13 protein-coding genes and 1 pseudogene are annotated in these 18678 nt (G+C 60.5%); 3 read left to right on the top strand and 11 right to left on the bottom strand.

Features of this window, described 5'->3' with window-relative positions; translation table 11 throughout:
* Positions 1-17: 17 nt before the first annotated feature.
* Positions 18-3179 (top strand): multidrug efflux RND transporter permease subunit, encoded by a 3162-nt coding sequence (locus ACPTTC_RS09895; RefSeq protein WP_423392358.1) that lies wholly within the window; start codon positions 18-20, stop codon positions 3177-3179.
* A 45-nt stretch (positions 3180-3224) separates the two neighbouring features.
* Here ACPTTC_RS09895 and ACPTTC_RS09890 read toward each other — a convergent pair whose 3' ends face one another.
* Positions 3225-4214: a patatin-like phospholipase family protein gene (locus ACPTTC_RS09890; RefSeq protein WP_423392357.1), complete on the bottom strand. Its 990-nt coding sequence runs from the start codon at positions 4212-4214 to the stop codon at positions 3225-3227.
* Between the two features lie 142 nt (positions 4215-4356).
* Positions 4357-4797, bottom strand: coding sequence for a hypothetical protein (locus tag ACPTTC_RS09885; protein ID WP_423392356.1), 441 nt, complete (start codon positions 4795-4797; stop codon positions 4357-4359).
* A 1059-nt stretch (positions 4798-5856) separates the two neighbouring features.
* On the opposite strand from ACPTTC_RS09885, the gene ACPTTC_RS09880 reads away from it, so the two are divergent.
* Entirely contained in the window at positions 5857-6162 is a 306-nt protein-coding gene (locus ACPTTC_RS09880) for a hypothetical protein (protein WP_423392355.1), read from the top strand.
* A 528-nt stretch (positions 6163-6690) separates the two neighbouring features.
* Positions 6691-7695, top strand: a pseudogene (locus ACPTTC_RS09875) (IS110 family transposase); the annotation flags it as partial.
* Positions 7696-7906: 211 nt separating this feature from the next.
* Here the strand turns inward: ACPTTC_RS09875 and ACPTTC_RS09870 are convergent.
* Genes ACPTTC_RS09870 through sbnA form a run of 9 tightly spaced genes read right to left on the bottom strand, consistent with a single transcriptional unit; the run spans position 7907 to position 18674 of the window.
* On the bottom strand, positions 7907-8866 hold the full coding sequence (locus ACPTTC_RS09870) for a hypothetical protein (RefSeq protein WP_423392354.1): 960 nt from the start codon (positions 8864-8866) through the stop codon (positions 7907-7909).
* A gap of 15 nt (positions 8867-8881) precedes the next feature.
* A complete protein-coding gene (gene asnB, locus ACPTTC_RS09865) occupies positions 8882-10690 on the bottom strand; it encodes an asparagine synthase (glutamine-hydrolyzing) (protein ID WP_423392353.1) in 1809 nt (602 codons plus the stop codon).
* A gap of 24 nt (positions 10691-10714) precedes the next feature.
* Positions 10715-11887 (bottom strand): hypothetical protein, encoded by a 1173-nt coding sequence (locus ACPTTC_RS09860; protein WP_423392352.1) that lies wholly within the window; start codon positions 11885-11887, stop codon positions 10715-10717.
* A 10-nt stretch (positions 11888-11897) separates the two neighbouring features.
* Complete coding sequence (locus ACPTTC_RS09855; protein ID WP_423392351.1) at positions 11898-13175, bottom strand: ATP-grasp domain-containing protein; 1278 nt, start codon at positions 13173-13175, stop codon at positions 11898-11900.
* A 5-nt stretch (positions 13176-13180) separates the two neighbouring features.
* Positions 13181-13912, bottom strand: coding sequence for a thioesterase II family protein (locus ACPTTC_RS09850; protein ID WP_423392350.1), 732 nt, complete (start codon positions 13910-13912; stop codon positions 13181-13183).
* Positions 13909-15678, bottom strand: a complete 1770-nt coding sequence (locus ACPTTC_RS09845) for a non-ribosomal peptide synthetase (protein WP_423392349.1) — start codon at positions 15676-15678, stop codon at positions 13909-13911. Before ACPTTC_RS09845 ends, ACPTTC_RS09850 begins: the two co-directional genes overlap by 4 nt.
* A complete protein-coding gene (locus ACPTTC_RS09840; protein ID WP_423392348.1) occupies positions 15665-16657 on the bottom strand; it encodes a TauD/TfdA family dioxygenase in 993 nt (330 codons plus the stop codon). Before ACPTTC_RS09840 ends, ACPTTC_RS09845 begins: the two co-directional genes overlap by 14 nt.
* Before the next feature lie 3 nt (positions 16658-16660).
* Positions 16661-17692 carry a 2,3-diaminopropionate biosynthesis protein SbnB gene (sbnB, locus tag ACPTTC_RS09835; RefSeq protein WP_423392347.1) on the bottom strand — a complete coding sequence of 344 codons (1032 nt, stop codon included), beginning with the start codon at positions 17690-17692 and terminating at the stop codon, positions 16661-16663.
* Positions 17685-18674: a 2,3-diaminopropionate biosynthesis protein SbnA gene (sbnA, locus tag ACPTTC_RS09830; RefSeq protein WP_423392346.1), complete on the bottom strand. Its 990-nt coding sequence runs from the start codon at positions 18672-18674 to the stop codon at positions 17685-17687. The genes sbnB and sbnA overlap by 8 nt, the downstream gene beginning before the upstream one ends.
* Positions 18675-18678 lie beyond the last annotated feature (4 nt).

The raw sequence follows: 18678 nt of genomic DNA, 5'->3' as shown, positions 1-18678 counted from the left end.
TTCGCCGACACTCGCCGATGCCGTCATTCTTCATCGACCGTCCGGTATTCGCGTGGATCGTCGCGCTCGCGATCGTCGTCGCGGGCGTGCTCGCCATTCCGCAGCTGCCGATCGCCCAGTATCCGCGCCTGGCGCCGCCGCGGGTCGTGATCACCGCGTCCTACCCGGGCGCGTCGACCGAGACGGTCGATGCCGACGTCGGCAGCATCATCGAGGAAAGCCTCGACGGCGCCGACGGGCTGCTGTACTACGAGACGAGCAGCGACGGCCACGGCAACCTCGAGATCGACGTGACGTTTTCGCCGGGCACCGATCCGGACATCGCGCTCGTCGACGTCAACAACCGGTTGAAGCAGGTCGAGCCGCGGCTGCCGCAGCAGGTCGTCCAGCAGGGGATCGGCGTGTTCAAGGCGGCGAACACGTTCCTGATGCTCGTCACGCTGACGTCGACCGACGGCACGCGCGATTCCGCGCAGCTCGGCGATTACCTGAACCGTTACGTGCTGCGCGAGCTCAAGCGTGCGCCGGGTGTCGGTGCGGCCGAGCTGTGGGATGCCGACGAGGCGCTGCGGGTCTGGCTCGATCCGGTCAAGTTGCGCGAGTACGCTCTCGGCGCCGATGACGTGATCGCGGCGATCAGCGCGCAGAACGCGACGGTCACGGCCGGCGCGATCGGCGACGCGCCGTTCGTGCACGGCCAGCAGCTCACCGCGACAGTCGTGGTCAAGGGCCAGCTTACGTCGCCCGAGGAGTTCGGCCGGATCGTGCTGAAGTCGAAACAGGACGGCTCGGTGGTGCGCGTGGCCGACGTCGCGCGCGTCGAAATCGGCCGCGACGACTATTCGTTCTATTCGCGGCTGAACGGCCGGCCAGCCGCGACGGTCGGCATCCAGCTCGGCCCGCGCGGTAATGCGCTCGAAACGTCGAATGCGATTCGCGCGCGGCTCGCCGAGCTGTCGCGGACGCTGCCGCCGGGCGTGGCGGTCGAGATTCCGTTCGACGGCGCGCACTTCGTCAAGATCGCGATCCACGAAGTCGTGCTGACGCTCGTCGAGGCCGTCGTGCTGGTGTTCTGCGTGATGTGGCTGTTCCTGCGCGACCTGCGCTACACGTTGGTGCCGACCGTCGTGATTCCGGTCACGCTGATGGGCGCGTTCGTCGCGATGTGGGCGTTCGGGCTGTCGATCAACGTGTTCACGATGTTCGGCCTCGTGCTGGCGATCGGCATCCTGGTCGACGATGCGATCGTCGTCGTCGAGAGCGTGCACCGTGTGATGGAGGAGGGCGTGCCGCCGCGTGACGCCACGCGCCGGGCCATGAAGCGGATCGGCGGGGCGATCGTCGGCGTGACCGCGGTGCTGACCGCCGTGTTCGTGCCGATGGCGTTTTTTCCGGGCAGTGTCGGCGGCATCTACCGGCAGTTCGCGGTCGCGATGATCGCGTCGATGCTGGTGTCGTCGTTCATGGCGCTGTCGCTCACGCCTGCGCTGTGCGCGAACCTGCTGAAGCCGGTCGCGCGACACGATGGCGGCGCCGGCCGTGCGCGGCGACGCGGCATCGGCGCGCGCCTGGCCGACCGGTTCGGTGCGGCCTTCGCGCGCGCCGAAACCGGTTATCGCCGCGTCGCCGTGTTTGCCGTGCGCCGCACCGGCGTGGTCGTGGCCGTCTATGCGGCGCTCGTGATCGGATGCGGGCTGCTGTACTGGATGATGCCGGGCGGCTTCCTGCCGACCGAGGACCAGGGGCAGCTGCAGGTGATGATCCAGTTGCCGGCGGGCGCCACGCAGGCGCGCACGCTCGCGGTCGTCGAGCGTGTGGAGGCCATCCTGCACGGGGAGCCGGCGATCGCGAACGTGACGAGCGTGATCGGCTGGAGTTTCGTGGGCAGCGGGCAGAACGTCGGGATGGCGTTCGTGGAACTGAAGGACTGGGCGAAGCGCGACGTCGACGCGACGGCGTTGCGCGACCGGCTCAACGGGCGTTTCGGCGCGATCCTCGACGGCGATGTCGAAGCGGCGCTGCCGCCTTCGGTGCGCGGCATCGGGCATTCGGACGGCTTCACGTTCCGGCTCGAGGATCGCGGCGGGGTCGGGCTCGACGCGCTGAAGGCGGCCCGCGAGCAGCTTGCCGAGCGCGCGAAGGCCGATCCGTTGCTGTCCTCCGTGCATTTCGAGGACCTGCCGGACGCGCCGCGCATCGAGCTCGATGTCGATCGCGCGAAGGCGTATGCGCTCGGCGTGCCGTTCGAGCGGATCGCAGGGCTGCTGGGCGGCACGTTCGGCTCGAACTACATCAACGACTTTCCGGCGTCGGGCCGGATGCGGCGGGTGATCATCGAGGCCGATCCGGAAGCTCGTGCGACCGATACGCAGCTGATGGCGCTGACCGTGCCGAACCGCACCGGCGACATGGTGCCGCTGTCGGCCATTGCTGCGCCGCACTGGACGATCGGGCCGGTGATGCTGAACCGGTACAACGGTTATCCGTCGCTCGACATCAGCGGCCGGGCGGCGACCGGCACGAGTTCCGGCGCGGCGATGGCGGAGATGGAGCGGCTTGCCGGTGCGCTGCCGGCCGGGATCGGCTTCGACTGGGTCGATGCGGCGCGCGAGGAGCAGATCGCCGCGCGGCAGACGCCGCTGCTCGTCGGGTTGTCCGTGCTCGCGGTTTTCATGGCGCTGGCCGCGCTGTACGAAAGCTGGACGATTCCGCTGTCCGTGCTGACGATCGTGCCGCTCGGCATGATCGGCGCGATCGCGGCGGCGCTCGCGCGCGGCATGCCGAACGACGTGTATTTCAAGGTCGGGATGATCACCGTGGTCGGGCTGGCGGCGAAGAACGCGATCCTGATCGTGCAGTACGCGCGTGACCTGGCCGGACGCGGCGTGCCGCTGCGGCAGGCGGTGGTCGATGCGGCCGCGGCGCGCTTCCGGCCGATCGTGATGACGTCGATGGCGTTCCTGCTCGGGGTCGTGCCGCTCGTGCTGGCGACGGGCGCGGGCGCGGAAAGCCGGCGTTCGATCGGCACGGGCGCGTTCGGGGGCGTGCTGGCGGCGACGGTGTTCGGGCTCGTGTTCGCGCCGGTGGCGTTTCGGGTTGTCGCGTCCGTGGGCCGGCGTGGTCGGCACGTGGGGACCGCCACGCACGATGCGCGTCAGGTGGAGACGGTTCGGGAGTGAGCGCGGCGGCGGCCGCGCTCCGGTAGTGCGGCGATCGTTGCGCGATCAGCGCCAGTATTGCTCGACCCACTGGCAGACTTGTTGCCACTCGGCGGATTTCATGTACGCCAGGGTTTCCTGCTCCAGCTCCGGCACCTTTTGCCAGTCGTCCAGCCCGATCGATTGACCGAGAACGAAATTGCCCCGCCGGTAGTGCGTATTCAGTATCTGCTCGGCCTGTCGTGCCGCGATCGTTGCCGTCGTATCCATCGTCATCCCGAGCAGCGCCGCTGCCGGCACGCCCCGGTATTCGAGCGGCCACAGCCATGTCGAAATGCCCCAGTTCAACGGATTGCCGACCGCGTTCGGGGGAATGCCCTCGGGACTGGTTCCGGTGCCGAGGGACAGCAGGCGCACATCATCCAGATTGCTTGAGCGGCCGCTGGCCAGCGCCTCGGCAATGGCGGAGATGGAAGGATTGTTTGCAAATACGCCACCGTCGGCGAAATAGCCGAGCCCGGCGATTTCGTAAGGCGGGAAATACGTCGGCGCGGCCGATGTCGCAAGTGCGGCGTCGACGCCGCCGATGTTGCGATAGGCGTTGCCATTTCCGTTGGAGAAGGTACACGGAGCCCAGCTCTTGGTCTGCGGATCCCACAGGCGCGCCGAATTGATCGCGACGAAGCGGGACAGATCGGTCAGCTTGCGGTTTCCGAGCAGCGACCTGGCTATCTCCAGCAGCCCTGTGTTGACATACTGGCATGCGGTCAGGCCGGGTCCAGCCAGGACGGCAGTTTGTTCGAGCGCTTGCTGTTGCGCCAGCCACGCCGGGTTTTTCCGAAAGATCACCGGACCCTTCGTCCTGTAGATATCGACGATTTCGGAAATGGACGCGCCGCGCGCCAGCCCCAGGGCGATCAGGCCACCCGTGGAGGTGCCGGCAAAGCCGTCCGCTCTCTCGATGATCCGGCTGCGCCGATCGAGGTCCTGGATGAGCAGGGCGGTGATCAATCCCCGGATACCGCCGCCATCGCAACTGAGAATCTTGAAGGTCATCGTGCTTCCCCTTTTGTTGCCGGTGGGATGAAGGTGAAGGGCTCAGCCCGGCAGGCATCCCGCCAGGGTTGGTTGACCGGGTGGCACCCGTTCCTTGAATAGCGGAAGCCGGGAACCGATCCGGTAGGCGAGTCGCCGAGCGCTATTGCGCGTCGAAGCGCACGTCGAGCACGGTGTACGCATCCCACGCATACAGATACGCATTGTCTTTGGAGTAGAGCGACAGCTTCTGGTGATTGAAATCGGAAATCAAAATCGAGCCTTGGCGGGTCCATCCGCGTGCGCCTATCCAGTTATAGAACCCGACGTACGCGTTGTTGCTGACGGACAGATATCGAGTGGTGCCCTGGATCCGGTAATACGTCGTGCCGTTGTAGGGATACTGTTCCAGCGTTAGCGCTTTCGCGGCGGAATCGACGAGAAGAGCCCATTCGCCGTCGTTTTGGCCAAGCCAACCCAGCTGGACGCCGTCGTGATAGAGCGCCATTTTGAACTTGTTGACTATGTCGGCGGAAAATGGCGCGGTGTTGGCGAATTCGGCAAAGGTCCCGTGTGGCTTGTTTTCAATCGGATTGAGATTCATTTTTTTCACCTTGACCTTGAAGAGGTTGGATGTTTCCCCGTGCCTTCGATTAACAGTCTCATGCGCTTAGGACGCATGGAGCACCGGCATCGTCAAAGGCCGCGATGCCGGCGAATTCCGTCGTTCTTCGATCCGGTCGGGCGATCGCAGATCGGCCGTGATAGTGCCCAGGCTTGACGCCGCCGCGTACCGGAGCATGCCGGAACGTTGGTTCGTCGAATGCCCGGTATTCCATTTTTTTAATGGTTTACCGGAAACCGGAAGGCGTGAAATGTGCTGCCCGTGAAAAATTTTACCGCTTTTTATTTTTCGAGTTGGTTATGAGATTCCCGTCGAAGAATCAAAGGGCTTGCGTATCTTTTTATTACCGAACGTTTTGGCACTAATGATTTATAGGAAATGGAATGGCGGCTGACAAGGGATTTCAAGAGGGTTGATTCAATATGATTTGAAACAATCCGGGTTGAAGTGGATATATCTGAAATATCTGAAACATTCGGATTGCTGCCTCGCGTGCTTTGTGCGTTGGATGACCGGGCCGACGTCGATCAAGGAAATGGTCACGTCCGGCGCTGTCTCGGCGACGAGCGCGATCAGGGTGGGTGCAAACCCGCTATATCGATCGTCCGGTTAAGTAATTCTGTTCCTACCGGTTTTGCATGGGTCGGGCGTTTGATCCTGTACGACTGCCAGAGATGATGAGTTGGGCAGCCGCTGGCTGCGACAGCCAACTGAAGGGTGGGGGGCGAGGTCGGCGAGGTGCGCGTTCCCGTTTTCTCGTATGGGCACCGCAGCCGGGCTCGCGGGTTGACGCGATCCGAAAATTCTCGCCGCGATGTGTCACATCTACCGGAACGGGACGACAAATACCACGCCAGTCGAACAATCAGTCGTCAGCCGATTCGTCTTAGCGCTTAGCCGGGAGAAGTCTTTCGATCACCCGGTCGATTAATCGGACGAGATCTCGATGTCAGCTGGCAAATTCATCGTACGCGCTCAGGAAACCCGTGCATTTGACACGGGCGCTTCCAGACGCTCCTTTTTGACAGGAGAACCCTGATGAACCCGATTCAAAAGCTCATGCTGTGTGCCGCCATTCCGTTCCTGCTCGTCGCCGGTGCTGCTCAGGCAGACGGCGGTGGCATTGGTCGCAGCGGTACTTATATGTCGCACACAAGCGACTGGCCCATGATGATGATGGACAAGCTCACGCCCGAACAGCGCACGCAGGCGATCGTCATCCATCAGAAAATGATGGCGATGGAAATGGAGCACAACGAAGCCATGGCAAAGATGCAAATGCAGTACGACAGGGAAATGATGAGCATGCAGAACCAGTTGCTCGAACTCTACAAGGGGCACTGAGCGTGGCGAGCCCGCTGTCAAATTCCGGGCTCGCTCGTTCCTTCATGCATTGAATCCGTCAGGCCGGACACGGCGTCGCAGTCGGGTTGCCGAATCCAAGACGTCGCCATGTTCGTTTGCCACGGTAGTAAAGACTGATTTCCCATCGGATCAGGGCTGCGGGCGTCCGTTTAGGCAATCTTGTTCCCACCGGTTTTGCATGGATCGAGTGTTTGATGCCGTAACGGGAACAGTTTCTATCTAATCCTTATTATCACACGGCATGATTGCCTGCTCAAACACGGTGTGGGCGGGAGTTGGCACTGGTCTTCGCAACACCGTGGCCGGTGACAACTTTAATTCGCAACCTGCAATCTCATGAATTCGCGACGGTTTCGCCCTTCATCGCCGGCGCGAGACGGCGAAGTGAATGATATGAACGCCCCCCACCATCGCTGCGTGTAGCGTCGGCGGTACATTCGTGCCCTGCGGTCGCTACTGAATAAAAATCGGTAGATCATATTGGCCTACTCAACCGGAGGATCCATCATGACGCATACGATCGTGGGTGTGGACATCGCAAAAAACGTAATGCAGGTGCATTGGGTGGACCCCGAAACCGGTGAGATCGTGAACAGACCTGTGAAACGAGCAGCGGTTCTCGAATATTTTGCAAATCGCAGTCCTTGTCTTATCGGGATGGAGTCCTGCAGCGGATCCCAACACTGGGCGCGGCGATTGATCGAGATGGGCCACCGGGTGAAGCTGATGCCAGCGAAATTCGTCAAGGCATTCAACATCCGCAACAAAAACGATGCTGCCGATGCTCGAGCAATCTGGATGGCTACGCAGATGGACAGCAAGGAAGTTGCCGTGAAGACCGAGGCTCAACAGACAGTGCTCGCGCTGCATCGCATGCGGCAGCAACTGGTGAAGTTCCGCACGATGCAGATCAACAGCCTGCGCGGATTGCTGACCGAGTATGGCGAGGTGATGGGTGTCGGTCGAGCTGCGTTGGACAAATCTGTCGTTGGGGTTTTGGAAAGATTGTCGGGACGCCTGCCAGCGATACTGATCGAAACGTTACGCGAGCAATGGAAAGGTCTGGATGACCTCGATCGGCAGATCGGCCAGATCGAGCGCCGTTTGCACGAGTGGATGAAAGACGACCCGTCTGCCAAAGCAATTGCGATGATCCCAGGCGTAGGCCTGCTTACCGCAACGGCGGCAGTGGCAACGATGGGACAGGCGAAAGCCTTCAAATCCGGCCGCGAGTTTGCTGCGTGGCTCGGTCTCGTCCCGGGCCAGACGGGTTCCGGTGGCAAGATAGAGCTACAGGGAATCAGTAAACGAGGTGATACCTGTCTCAGGACTTTGCTCGTTCACGGCGCGCGAAGCATCATCTACCACGTGAAAGAGCCAGGTCTATGGGTGACGCAGATGAAACAGCGGCGTCCGTTGAACGTCGTCATCGTCGCGATGGCCAACAAGCTTGCCCGGATAATCTGGGCAATGCTGGCACATCAACGATCCTACCAGAAGGACTACGAAAGCGTTAAACCGGCTGAAACAAGGCCGAATGTAGAGCTGCAGCCCATCCTGTTTTTCGAAGACTCGAAAGTCCGGCGCAAAGGGGGGCGTTCATGTAGACAACTTTGCTTTGGTCTACGTTAGTGAAGGGAGGCCTTGCAAGGTATAAAGGCGCCTAACCGGAAAGCGCATGGAAATCGAAGGCCCCCTTCCGACCGTAAATCGGCCAATTGGCTCAGCTCTGCGCCGGGTCTGCTATTTTCGCGGCGATCGCGTCCTCGTGAGTGCCGATTCGGCGAGCGTCGTAGACGATCGAAATTATCGAGACGATCACGATAGTGACGATTAGCGCGAATATCGGCAGGCTGAACGGCGCGCGTGCGTTCGACAACTGTATCAAGAATACGGCCAGTGGAGACAGCGCGAGCACGGTCGATACCGCGAGAGACGGTGCGAACTCGATGCCTTTTTGCAAGCAATAGGTCGATCCGCACACCCCGACAAGGGCGACCAACAAGATGGTCGCGAAAATATCCGCGGTCATCCTCAAATCGTGTTGCAGCGGCAATGCAGCTGCGCACACCACGACCAGTAGCGGAAACCGCAACGATAGAAGGGCCGCAGCCGGAACTTGATGTGCGGCAAAGCGCTTCGAGATCAGGACGGTTGCAGTAATGCTGATACTGCACGCAACGGCAAGCCCCATGCCCATCAATGTCTCGAAGCGACTGTACGGACTGTACACGTCGCGGTACGCCAAAACGTACGCACACATGCCCGCGGCCGCCACCAAGATAATGCCGTGACATACGCGTGTGGTTGCGGTGACGCGTTTGCGCTGGAGCAGCATGTAGAGCGTCATGCTGACAGGCCCCACGCCTTGCGTTAAGGTCACGGCGACCGACGGCTCGAGGTACTTCACCGCGAAGAAGTAGAGCAGCCAGTTTGTGACGGACACAAGATTGAGCGCGCAGAGAAAGCGCCAACGCGACAGCAGATCGGCATATGCATACCGCTGCCTGGCAACACCGACGATCGAGAAAACAACCGTCACGATAGAGAACGACAAGCCGACGACGAGAAACACGTTGACGCTGTGCAGCCATGCATTCAATGCAACGCTTTGGGCCGACGCGATCAAAATATAGAGGACCGTGAACACGACACCGACCCAGTAGTGAGTTCGCGTCGTCATGACCGGCCTCCCGCATCAGGAAAACTGCTTATGCCATTTTTCGAGTACATACAGGGTCCATAGTGCATAGCTTTGGCTGCCGTCGTATGTGTTGACGAAGGCACGGAGCCGATCCGGATTGAAATGCCCGCGGGACAACGCTTCGTCGCTCAGCAACGTGTTGGTGATCGTCGGCAGCATCGACGAGACGATCCACTGCTCGAGCGGCATGGCTAACTCTTGCTTCTTGCGATCAAGGATATAGTCGGGGAGGTACCGGCGTGCGACGCAGTGTAGCAGGTGTTTTTCCCGGCCGTCCCTGAGCTTTAGTGCGCCGGGCAGTCCGCTGCCAATCCGGACCACCTCAGTATCGAGAAACGGAACACGCACCTCGAGCGAGTTTGCCATGGAAGCGATGTCTATCTTCACCAACTGCGCTTCGCGCATCCAATGATTGAAGTCGTATTCCATCGCAGCCGACAGGCGATCCGCATGACGACGCAGTTCGCCGCGATACGGACAGGCCTGCTGTGCATCAATCAGCTGCTTTCTAAACGAGTCGCTGTACAAGTCGTTCCGCGCGTCGTGCCCCAGGCCATCCGTCAGCAACGCTTGATAGAAGACGTCGAACTGCCCAGACGACCACGATGCGCCTGCAAGATCGACCTTGCGCGGCAATGCGTAGTCGGCGGGAAAATCGGGAAAAGCCGCTGCCAACGAATATCGCGCATAGCCGCCGAACAGCTCGTCGGCACCGTCGCCGCCCAGCACCACGGTCACATGCTGCCGTGCGAGGCGATACATGAAGTGGCTTGCTATCGATGACGGAAACGCGAATGGCTCGCCGAAATGTGCGATCAGTTCATGAGCCGCGTCAAAGGCTTCCCGCGCAGTGATGATGTAGTCGTGATGATCCGTGCCGAGATCCGCGGCCAGGCGGCGCGAATACGGTAGCTCATTGAATTGCGCTTCGTGGAATCCAATTGCAAAAGTCTTCAGTGCGCGGTGTCCTTGCTTTACTGCGATCGCGGTGATGAGACTGGAATCCAACCCACCGCTCAGCATCGTGCCAACCGGAACTTCGGCGGTCATACGCTTCGCGACCGCTTGGTTGAGCGCCGCGTCGAGTTCGTCTATCCATTCGGCCTCGGTGCGCGGGGCGGACTGCGGCGTATAGTCCACCTGCCAATTCTGCGTGACATCGGCGCGGTTGGGTTTAAGGCGGACACTGCCGCCTGCCGGGACCTTCTTTACGCTCCGGAAGATCGTCCGGTCCGACGGTACGACTCGAAAGCGCAGGTAATAGTCGAGCGCAACGGGATCGAGCTCGCGCCCGATCGACGGGTGCTTGACCAAAGCCTGCAGTTCGGAAGCAAAGCAGACCGTGTCGTCGCTGAAGTGATAGTAGAGCGGCTTCTTCCCGGCGCGATCGCGCGCCAGCAACAACGCGCCCTCGTGGCGATCGTAGAGCGCCAGCGCGAACATGCCGTCCAGCTGCGCATAGAATCGCTCGCCGTCGCGCGCGTACAGATTGACGATGACCTCAGCGTCGGAATCGGTATTGAATTGATATCCGTCATTGATCAGCTCGCGTCGTAGCGCGTGATGATTGTAGATCTCTCCGTTGAACACCAGAACATGACGCCCGTCGCTACTGTAACTAGGTTGCGCGCCGTTGTTCAGTGCGATGACTTTGAGCCGGCGTATGCCGAGGCCGATATGTCCGTCATGGTGAATACCTTCTTGGTCCGGTCCCCGGTGCCATATCGTATCCAGCATGCCCGACAACTGCGCGCGGGAGACGGGCCGCTTCGTAAAGTCAACTATTCCTGCGATTCCGCACATGGGTCATTCCTCTTTCAGACGCGTTTAGTAGCGACGCTTGCTTGCGTCATCGGCGATGTCTTCGGTGTCGACACGCTCGATGCCAATGTCTTCCACCAGACCTGACGCAATCATTTGAGCTACATCGGGGTTGCGCGACAGAATGTCGCGTCGGATTGCGTCGAGCACCGCACTGTCGACGGACCGGTCGCCGATACGAATCGTCAGCTTGCCGCCGCCGTCTTCGAGGTCGTAGCGGCGTAGCGGTAGATGTTTGGCGATCGCGTCGCTGATATCGCTGAGGTTGATTTTTTCACCGTGCTTGTATTCGGCTGCAAAGCGGCCGAGGCAACGGTCGAAGGTGTAGCACGGGCGGCCGTCGACGATCTCCCGCGCAAAGCCCTCGATCAAGTCATCGGTAACAAAGCGTATCGCCGGAAAATAGTCGCGCGCGAATGATGTCAGCAGCAGCAGCCCGCCGCGTCCCCGATAGCTGGAACCGGGATAAATCGCTTCGGGCGTTACCACCTCGGGAAGCAAATAGGCGTCCAGCACATATCGATCAATGTCATGCCGGTAATGGGCGATCGAGCCAATCTCGATGCTGCCGTACAGATCGAGAATACTGCCGCGCGGAAGCGCGAAATAATCGAGGATACTCGCTTGCCAGCTCGACGATGCCACGTCGCCGAGCACCAGAATCTTCTTTGGCTGAAAATCGAGTTTCCCGCTCGCGACGAGACGATCGAGGATCATCGGCATCGTGAAAAAAATCTCGGGCTTGAATCGGTTAAGCACCCGCACGTGTTCGTCGATCGGCCGGGCGAAATCGATCAGTTCGACCTGACAGCCCATCGACTGGAAAATCTGGCCGGCCGTCGCGGCAGCATGGCCTGTACCCAGGTCCGCGCACGCGCGCGTGAGTTCGTTACCGCAAAAACGGCGAATGATCTCGGTGCGTTGTTGCAGATACAGTTGCTGATCGCGATGCGAATAGCGGATGCGCTTCCGTCTTCCGGTCCGCGTACCGGACGTCAAATAGCTATCGACCGGTTCAGGCAGCGGTCGCTCATCGTGATAGTAGTGATCGGTAAGGATCGCTTCAGTGATCGGCGGCAGCGTTTCCAGGCGCCCGGCATCTGCGCCGCACGCGCGCACGAGCGCACCGTACCACGGAAACGTCTGAGCATGTTGTTGCACTAACTGGTGAAGATCCATGACGGCTCTCTCATGCTTGCTGAATCAGGTTTTCTTGGTAGAACGCGGCTTCTGCAGCCCGGACTGCAGCGATCGTATGGTCCAGTTGCGTCGCGTCCGCGCCTAGCGCGATCACGACACCGGGCGAACTCATGAGATCGCGGGTACGCTGCTGAATGTCGTCGCGCACGTGGTGATAATTGACGCTGATGACGCCGTCTATCGCGATGAAGCTCGCCTCGGGCGTATCTCGAACGACGCCCGTGTACGGCGAGATCATGAAAATGTAGGCCGCGCGACGATGACCGCGATGGTCTTGCGGGTCGGCCTGCTCTCGCAGAAACTCGTCTGGCCGGACGACCGCCTGGACGACCTTGCTGACTTGCGAATGGCCGAGGCATTGCTCGATCACGTAGGGATCGGCTCCGCCGGCAATGCGTGCGCCGATCTCGATCAGCACCGGGCCGCGCGCTGTCAGCATGATTTCCGCATGGAAGGGGCCGTTCCTGATGCCGAGCGCCTTGCAGACCTCAGCGGCATACGCGGTCAGTGCGTCAAAGACCGCGTCGTCGCGGTAACGAAGATATTGTGTTTCATATACGGGAACGCCCTCATACTGCCGTTTCGTCGAATGCCACAACTCCGTGAAGAAGCAACGGCCATCGCACGCCACACCATTGACGACGTACTCCTCGCCATCGAGATATGCCTGGCACAACGCGCTTGCATTCCGCCGGCCGAACAAGTCGTGCCTTGAGACGATCGACGCGAACGCCGCGTCCGCCTGCTCGATCGTGTGGCAGATCGCTACGCCGTCCGTGCCGGCACTCTGTACCGGTTTCACGACGACCGGCCAGCGATCATGGCGCGCGAGCCATGCACGCAGCGCGGTCCGATCTTCGACCAAGCACTGTTCGATCGACGCGAGTCCGGCTTGCGCGATGCGCGCCTGCATTGCATGTTTGTCGCGTCTCGCATGCGAGTATTTGAATTCGTTCGCGAAGCTCAAACCGAGTGCATCGTTGATCTGGTCGGCAAGCAGAACGCCACTTTCGCTACCCGGCAGTACGGCCCTGATACTGTAGGGCGTCAATGTCGCCAGCAGCGCGTCGAAGTCGCCGTCATGAACCACGTGCCGGTCACTGCGCGCGATCGCGAGCCGATTGTCCGCATCGAAGACAGCCGGCACGAATTGGGACTGCACGTGCATGCAGAAATAGCCGAGACTCTGGAATGCCGGGATCAGGTATTTGCCGCCCGACCAGCCGTCGACGATTACGATAATGTCCTTGCGCTGAAGTATCGACATGGTGATTAACCCGAGAAACGAAGGAGAGGTGCCGACATGTGATGCCGTGCGCTGGCCGAGATGTCGCTGGCCAGCTCGCCGGTCGACGACTGCCAATAGAAGTGCCCGCCAGGGTAGCGTTTGCCCGCGAAGTCGCCCCGACTGCAATCCGCCCACGCCCGCATGACCGGTTCCAGGGCCGTTTCTGCTTCGCCCCAAAACACGGTCAATGGCACGTCGAGAGGTGCGCGCGCCGGTGGAACATGCTCGAAATAGAGGCGATAGTCGTGGCGAATCAGCGGCAGGACCGCGCGCAGCAGCGCCGGGTTGGCTGCCGCCGCCTCGCTCAAGCCGCCCGTGTCCACAAGATGACGGACGAATGTGGCATCGTCGAGCGTAAAGTGCTCATGGGCCGTGTGGCTCGCGCGTTGTGGCGGCGCTGCGCTCGAAATCATGACCACGCGCAGCGTGTCGGCGCCGCGCGCCGCGACATGGTGGGCGATTTCGAACGCGAGCGCGCCTCCCATGCTATGCCCGAACACAGCGAACTGCCGTCCGCTCGCATGCGCCAGTATTTCTGCGCTCAGCGTATAGGCAAGCCCGTCGAGACTGTGCTCGAGACGCTCATCGGCTCGCGAGAAATGCCCCGGGTAATCGAGTGGCACCCACTCGACATCGGGATGCAGATGAGACGACAACGACAGATACTGATGACCGCCGCCGCCGGCGTGCGGGAGGCAGTAGAGTAGTGCGGTCATGAGTGCGCGCCGCTGACGGTCGTCGCTGCGTGCGTGCGCTGCGTATCGAGCCACGCTGCCATCTTGCGGACCGTCGGGTGCTTGAACACGACGTTGAGTTCGACCTCGCCCGACGTCAGAACGCCGAGTTCCACGAGCAGGTTCATGGCAGCAATGGAGTCACCGCCGCTGGCAAAAAAATGATCGTCAAGCGCAAATTCGTTGCGCGCCAGCACTCGTTGCCAGACGGAACGGATCTCGCGCTCGCTTGCTCGCCATGTGTCGCTTGCGCCGTCGATATCTCCGGCAATTTGCTGCGTTCGCTCCCATGCGTGCAATAGCGCCTTGTGGTCGAGCTTCAGATTGTCCGTGAGCGGTAGCGCGTCCAGCGCTTGCCAGTTTTCGGGCACCATATAGCCCGGAACGCGCGCGGAAAGTTGCGCGGCGAGTTCGGTGAACGTCGGCGCTTGCGGGCCGGCTTCCAGTACGACCGTGGCGAGTAACCGTACGCTATCGGGTCGCCGTATGAGCGTAACGGCGGCTTCGCGGACCCTCGCCAGGCATGCGAGGTGGTGCTGCACATCTGCCAACTCGAAGCGGTGACCGTTGATCTTCACCTGATCGTCGAGCCGGCCTATGAACTGAAGGTCGCCACTGTCGTCGATTCGTGCGATGTCTCCCGTTCGATAGTATCGGACGCCGTCGCGCTCGACGAAGGCCTTGGCCGTCGCATCGGGGGCATTGTAGTAGCCAAGCGCGAGATGGCGTCCCGATATCCATAATTCGCCTGCTATACCGGTTGCGCAGCGTCGGCCGTCGGCATCGACGATGTCGCAGTCGACGCCATCAAACGACCGGCCGATGTGCGGAACGGTACCTTGAATCCGGCAGAACGTCGTGTTGATGGTGTTTTCAGTCGGCCCGTAGACGTTGAAGAATGCAATGCGGCTAGCGGCCAATTCTTGCCAAAGCGGTGCGTCGATCGGTTCCCCACCCACGATGACGAGCTTGAGAGCGGTCGCGGCTGTGGCAAGGCCGGTATGCATCAGCACGCGCAAATGCGAAGGCACAAGATCCACATTCAGGATCTGATGGTCCCGCAGATACTGCACGAGCGCGTGCGGCGACTTGCGCACCGGATCCGCGACGACGTGCACCGTGTATCCCAGCGCGACGAGCGCCATGCGTTCGAGTGCGCTGTCAAAACAGAATGACGCGTTGAGCGCGACGGCACCGCTTGTCACGCCATGAGGGCGGTAAAGATAGCGCTGGTGATTCGCGACGAGGTTCAGCAGCGACGCGTGACCGACCTGCACTGCCTTCGGCACGCCCGTCGTTCCGGAGGTGTGAATAAGATAGGCCGTCATGTCGGCCATGTCCGTCGCGATCGGCGCGACGGCCGGATTACGCGGAAGCGCCGTGACCTGCATGCCGGCAGGGGCAGGGCCGGCGTGAATCAACACACGTACGTTGGAGCGGACGAGGATCGTCTCGATACGCGCGTTCGGCCAATTGTCGTCGAGTGGAACGTAGACACCGCCTGCCTTCCAGATCGCATAGGCCGCAATGACGTATTCCAGTCCTCTTGGCAACCTTACGGCGACGTGGTCCCCGGGTGCGATGCTGGACCGAAGTGCCATCACCAGTGCGTCGATCTCGCTCACGAGCGCAGCAAAACTCAGTGTGCGCCGTTCATCCTGCACTGCAACGATTTCGGGCGCACGTGCAGCGGTTTGCTCCAGCAGCGGAATCAGTGTCCGTGCCGAATCGAAATCATGCGATATCACGAGTTGCCTCCTCGAATGCGGGATACGTAATCGGATCGATCAACGCGACACGGACCGCGCGTTCTCCTTCAAACGGCTTTCGCCCATGGCTGACCAGAACGTTGTCGGCGATCAAGACGTCGCCTGTTTGCCATGGAAAGACGAACTCGGCATCGAGATACGCGCGGCGGATGCAATCGACGATCTCGTCGGGAATCTCCTCGCCGTCGCCATACACTGCATGACGCGGCAGCAGAGCCCGACCTACGCTGCTGAGCAACGCCTGACGAACCGGCCGTTCCAGGTTGGTGATATGGAACAAGTGCAGCTGATTGAACCAGACTTCCTCGTTGGTCACAGGATGCACGCGCGTCGCATTGCGCAATTGCGATGTGCGCAGATGCGTCGGCGAAAGCCACTCGAATTCGATTTCGTTATCGTGGCAATAAGCCTCGACAAGCGCAGGATCGTCGACCTGAAACGCTTCTTGCCATGACAGGTCGAAACCGCCGTCGAAATTGCGCAAATAGCGAATGCCACGGCGACGGAACGATTCCACGACGTCGTCGCCGAGCAGTTCGAGAATGCGCCGATTGTCGGCGAACGGTGTTTCGCCGCCGCGGCAGTCGATGTGCCTGACGTAGAATAGGATCTTCCCGGGTACGATGTTCTGGAACGCGTTTTCGCTGTGATTGGCAATCGTTTTATCGGCCGGATATTCGGTGCTCGTGTAGACGTTGTCTGCGGCCTTCTTGCGTTGCGTCGAACGTTCGCGGTAGCGGAGCTTTTCAGTGGAAAGCGTGTCGACCAGCCGGCTGAACGAATCGTCATCCGCGACTTCGAAATCTCGAAACAGTAGCGCGCCGTGTCGCGCGAGCGTTTCGTCGATCGGTCTGCTCTGGAAAAAATCGGCAATCGAACCCTTGCCCTCGGTGCACACTACGCGCGAAACATGCCGAACGTGATCGGCAATGGGCCGTATATCGTAACGAATGGTCATGGCTCAGCGGCTCCAGCGCTCGGTGTTCGGGAAAAAGTTCGGCACCGCATAATCCTTTCCTTTCTCCACGCCTTGTCGGTAAAGAAACATGGAGACGCAAAGATCAAGCAGCCCGAGCCCGAATGGAGAGAAGATCGTGGGCTTCTTCGTGTCGAGGCGGGCCTCGCCCTCGATGATCTGCGCGAGTGTGCCGTTGACGAAGTCTCGATGGCCGTATCGCTGGAACGCGAGGTGCGGCGACGTGTTTGCTTTCATGCAGTGATCGACGTCATCGAGCACGTTATTGCTGCCGAGAATCGTCTCAGGCGGCAAATCACGCAAAGACACGTTCAACACGACCTGATCCGCCCGCCATGAATGGTCCGCGTCGATCCACGGAGCGGCGGCCGTGGTCGCCAGCACGACGATCGACGCATCGAGCGCATCGCCGAGCGACGCGCTCCTTACGGGCCAACGCGAAGTTTTTCCCACGTTACGCACAAACGCGTCGCGGTGCGACGTCGACAGATCGTGTACGCACACGTCGTCGAATTGCCAGTCGTCTGCGTCGAAGTAGGCAAGGATGGTGCGCGCGATTACACCGGCACCAATCACGCTAAGCGATCGCGCACGCTTACCGTCGCCGTGCAGATGACGGGTCGCCAATACGGCAGAAGCGGCAGTTCGCGCCGCACTGATCTGAGAGGCTTCGAGACACGCAAAAGGATAGCCGGTCTCGTAGTCGTTAAGTATCACGACGGCCGACGCACGCTGTAAATTGACGTCGATGTTGCGCGGATAGCTCCCGATCCATTTGATACCGGATACCGACAGCCCCCCGTCAAGATCGCGTACAGCGGCCGGCAGCGCGATGATGCGTGCTTCCGGTTTGTCGTCGAAACGCAGGAAGTAGCTATCCGGATTGATTGTCTTGCGGTGATGGTGGAGCAAGTACCCTTGTTGCACGAGATCGATGATCTGCGGCTTTGTCTCCGACAAGATGGCCTCAATGAAGTCACCGGAGATCACGCTGAAGCACGGATGGTCGTCACGCATACTGAATGTCCTTTGATGTCGATGCAAAAGCTTCCTGCCAGGCGCTGCCAAATGTCTCGTTGCACCAGGCGTCGTTGTAGACCGTGTCCAGATACGTATGACCGAGGTCGGGTGAAATTGCCACGACTCGCGCATCGGGCGGAATCGTCGCGTGCATCCGACGGATGGCCGCGAGCACTGTGCCCGTCGATGCTCCGCTCAAATAGCCGTATCGAGCTGAAATGTCTCGGCACATTGCTACCGTCTCAGCTTCCGGAATCTGAATCACGTCGTCGATTTGCGTGCGGTCGAAGAAATGCGGCATCACGCTGGCACCGAGACCTGGCAGATGGCGCCGTTGTCCCGGCGTTCCAAACGTGACGGAACCGATCGAATCCACTGCGATGAGCCGTGTGGCGGGCGAATGAACGCGGAAAGCGGCGACACAACCCATCAGCGTGCCGGTGGTGCCTGCGCCCACGAACAAATAATCAACGTGGTCGAATTCGTCCAGGACCGATCGAGCAGTCTGCTGAGCATGAATTTCAGGGTTTGCGCGATTCTGGTACTGGTTGAGCCAGATTTGATCCGGATCTCGCGCGAGGGCGGCATGAATGTATTCCAACCGACTGCCAAGATAGCCGCCGTGGCTGTCGCGCTTATCGATGATGACGACCGTCGTACCGAGTGCGCGCATGATGTTAATACTTTGCTCGCTGCTATTTTTGTCGACCACGCAGGTGAAGTGATACCCGCGGGCCGCCGCGATCACGCTGAGGGCGAGGCCGAGATTGCCTGAGCTCGATTCGATGAACTTGCGCTTCGATTTGAGATTGCGATGCGTTTCCGCATCTCGAACCAGCGCGGTGGCAGTCTTGAGCTTGATCGAGCCGCCGGCGTTGAATCCTTCCAGCTTCAGGTGGACGTTGCGAGACTGGACAAAATGACGCAGCTCCAAAAATACATCGTCGGTCACGAACTTGTCGATGGAGTCGATTTGCATGATC

The organism is Burkholderia mycopellens (assembly GCF_964265025.1).
Lineage (GTDB): Bacteria > Pseudomonadota > Gammaproteobacteria > Burkholderiales > Burkholderiaceae > Burkholderia.
The sequence above is the reverse complement of the archived record's forward strand: the minus strand, read 5'-3'. Positions and strand labels throughout refer to the sequence as shown.

Bases quoted from the DNA above. Each gene is read 5' to 3' on its own strand.
- ACPTTC_RS09895 (WP_423392358.1), top strand. From the start codon at position 18: ATGCCGTCATTCTTCATCGACCGTCCGGTATTCGCGTGGATCGTCGCG.
- ACPTTC_RS09890 (WP_423392357.1), bottom strand. From the start codon at position 4,214: ATGACCTTCAAGATTCTCAGTTGCGATGGCGGCGGTATCCGGGGATTG.
- ACPTTC_RS09885 (WP_423392356.1), bottom strand. From the start codon at position 4,797: ATGAATCTCAATCCGATTGAAAACAAGCCACACGGGACCTTTGCCGAA.
- ACPTTC_RS09880 (WP_423392355.1), top strand. From the start codon at position 5,857: ATGAACCCGATTCAAAAGCTCATGCTGTGTGCCGCCATTCCGTTCCTG.
- ACPTTC_RS09870 (WP_423392354.1), bottom strand. From the start codon at position 8,866: ATGACGACGCGAACTCACTACTGGGTCGGTGTCGTGTTCACGGTCCTC.
- asnB (WP_423392353.1), bottom strand. From the start codon at position 10,690: ATGTGCGGAATCGCAGGAATAGTTGACTTTACGAAGCGGCCCGTCTCC.
- ACPTTC_RS09860 (WP_423392352.1), bottom strand. From the start codon at position 11,887: ATGGATCTTCACCAGTTAGTGCAACAACATGCTCAGACGTTTCCGTGG.
- ACPTTC_RS09855 (WP_423392351.1), bottom strand. From the start codon at position 13,175: ATGTCGATACTTCAGCGCAAGGACATTATCGTAATCGTCGACGGCTGG.
- ACPTTC_RS09850 (WP_423392350.1), bottom strand. From the start codon at position 13,912: ATGACCGCACTACTCTACTGCCTCCCGCACGCCGGCGGCGGCGGTCAT.
- ACPTTC_RS09840 (WP_423392348.1), bottom strand. From the start codon at position 16,657: ATGACCATTCGTTACGATATACGGCCCATTGCCGATCACGTTCGGCAT.
- sbnB (WP_423392347.1), bottom strand. From the start codon at position 17,692: ATGCGTGACGACCATCCGTGCTTCAGCGTGATCTCCGGTGACTTCATT.
- sbnA (WP_423392346.1), bottom strand. From the start codon at position 18,674: ATGCAAATCGACTCCATCGACAAGTTCGTGACCGACGATGTATTTTTG.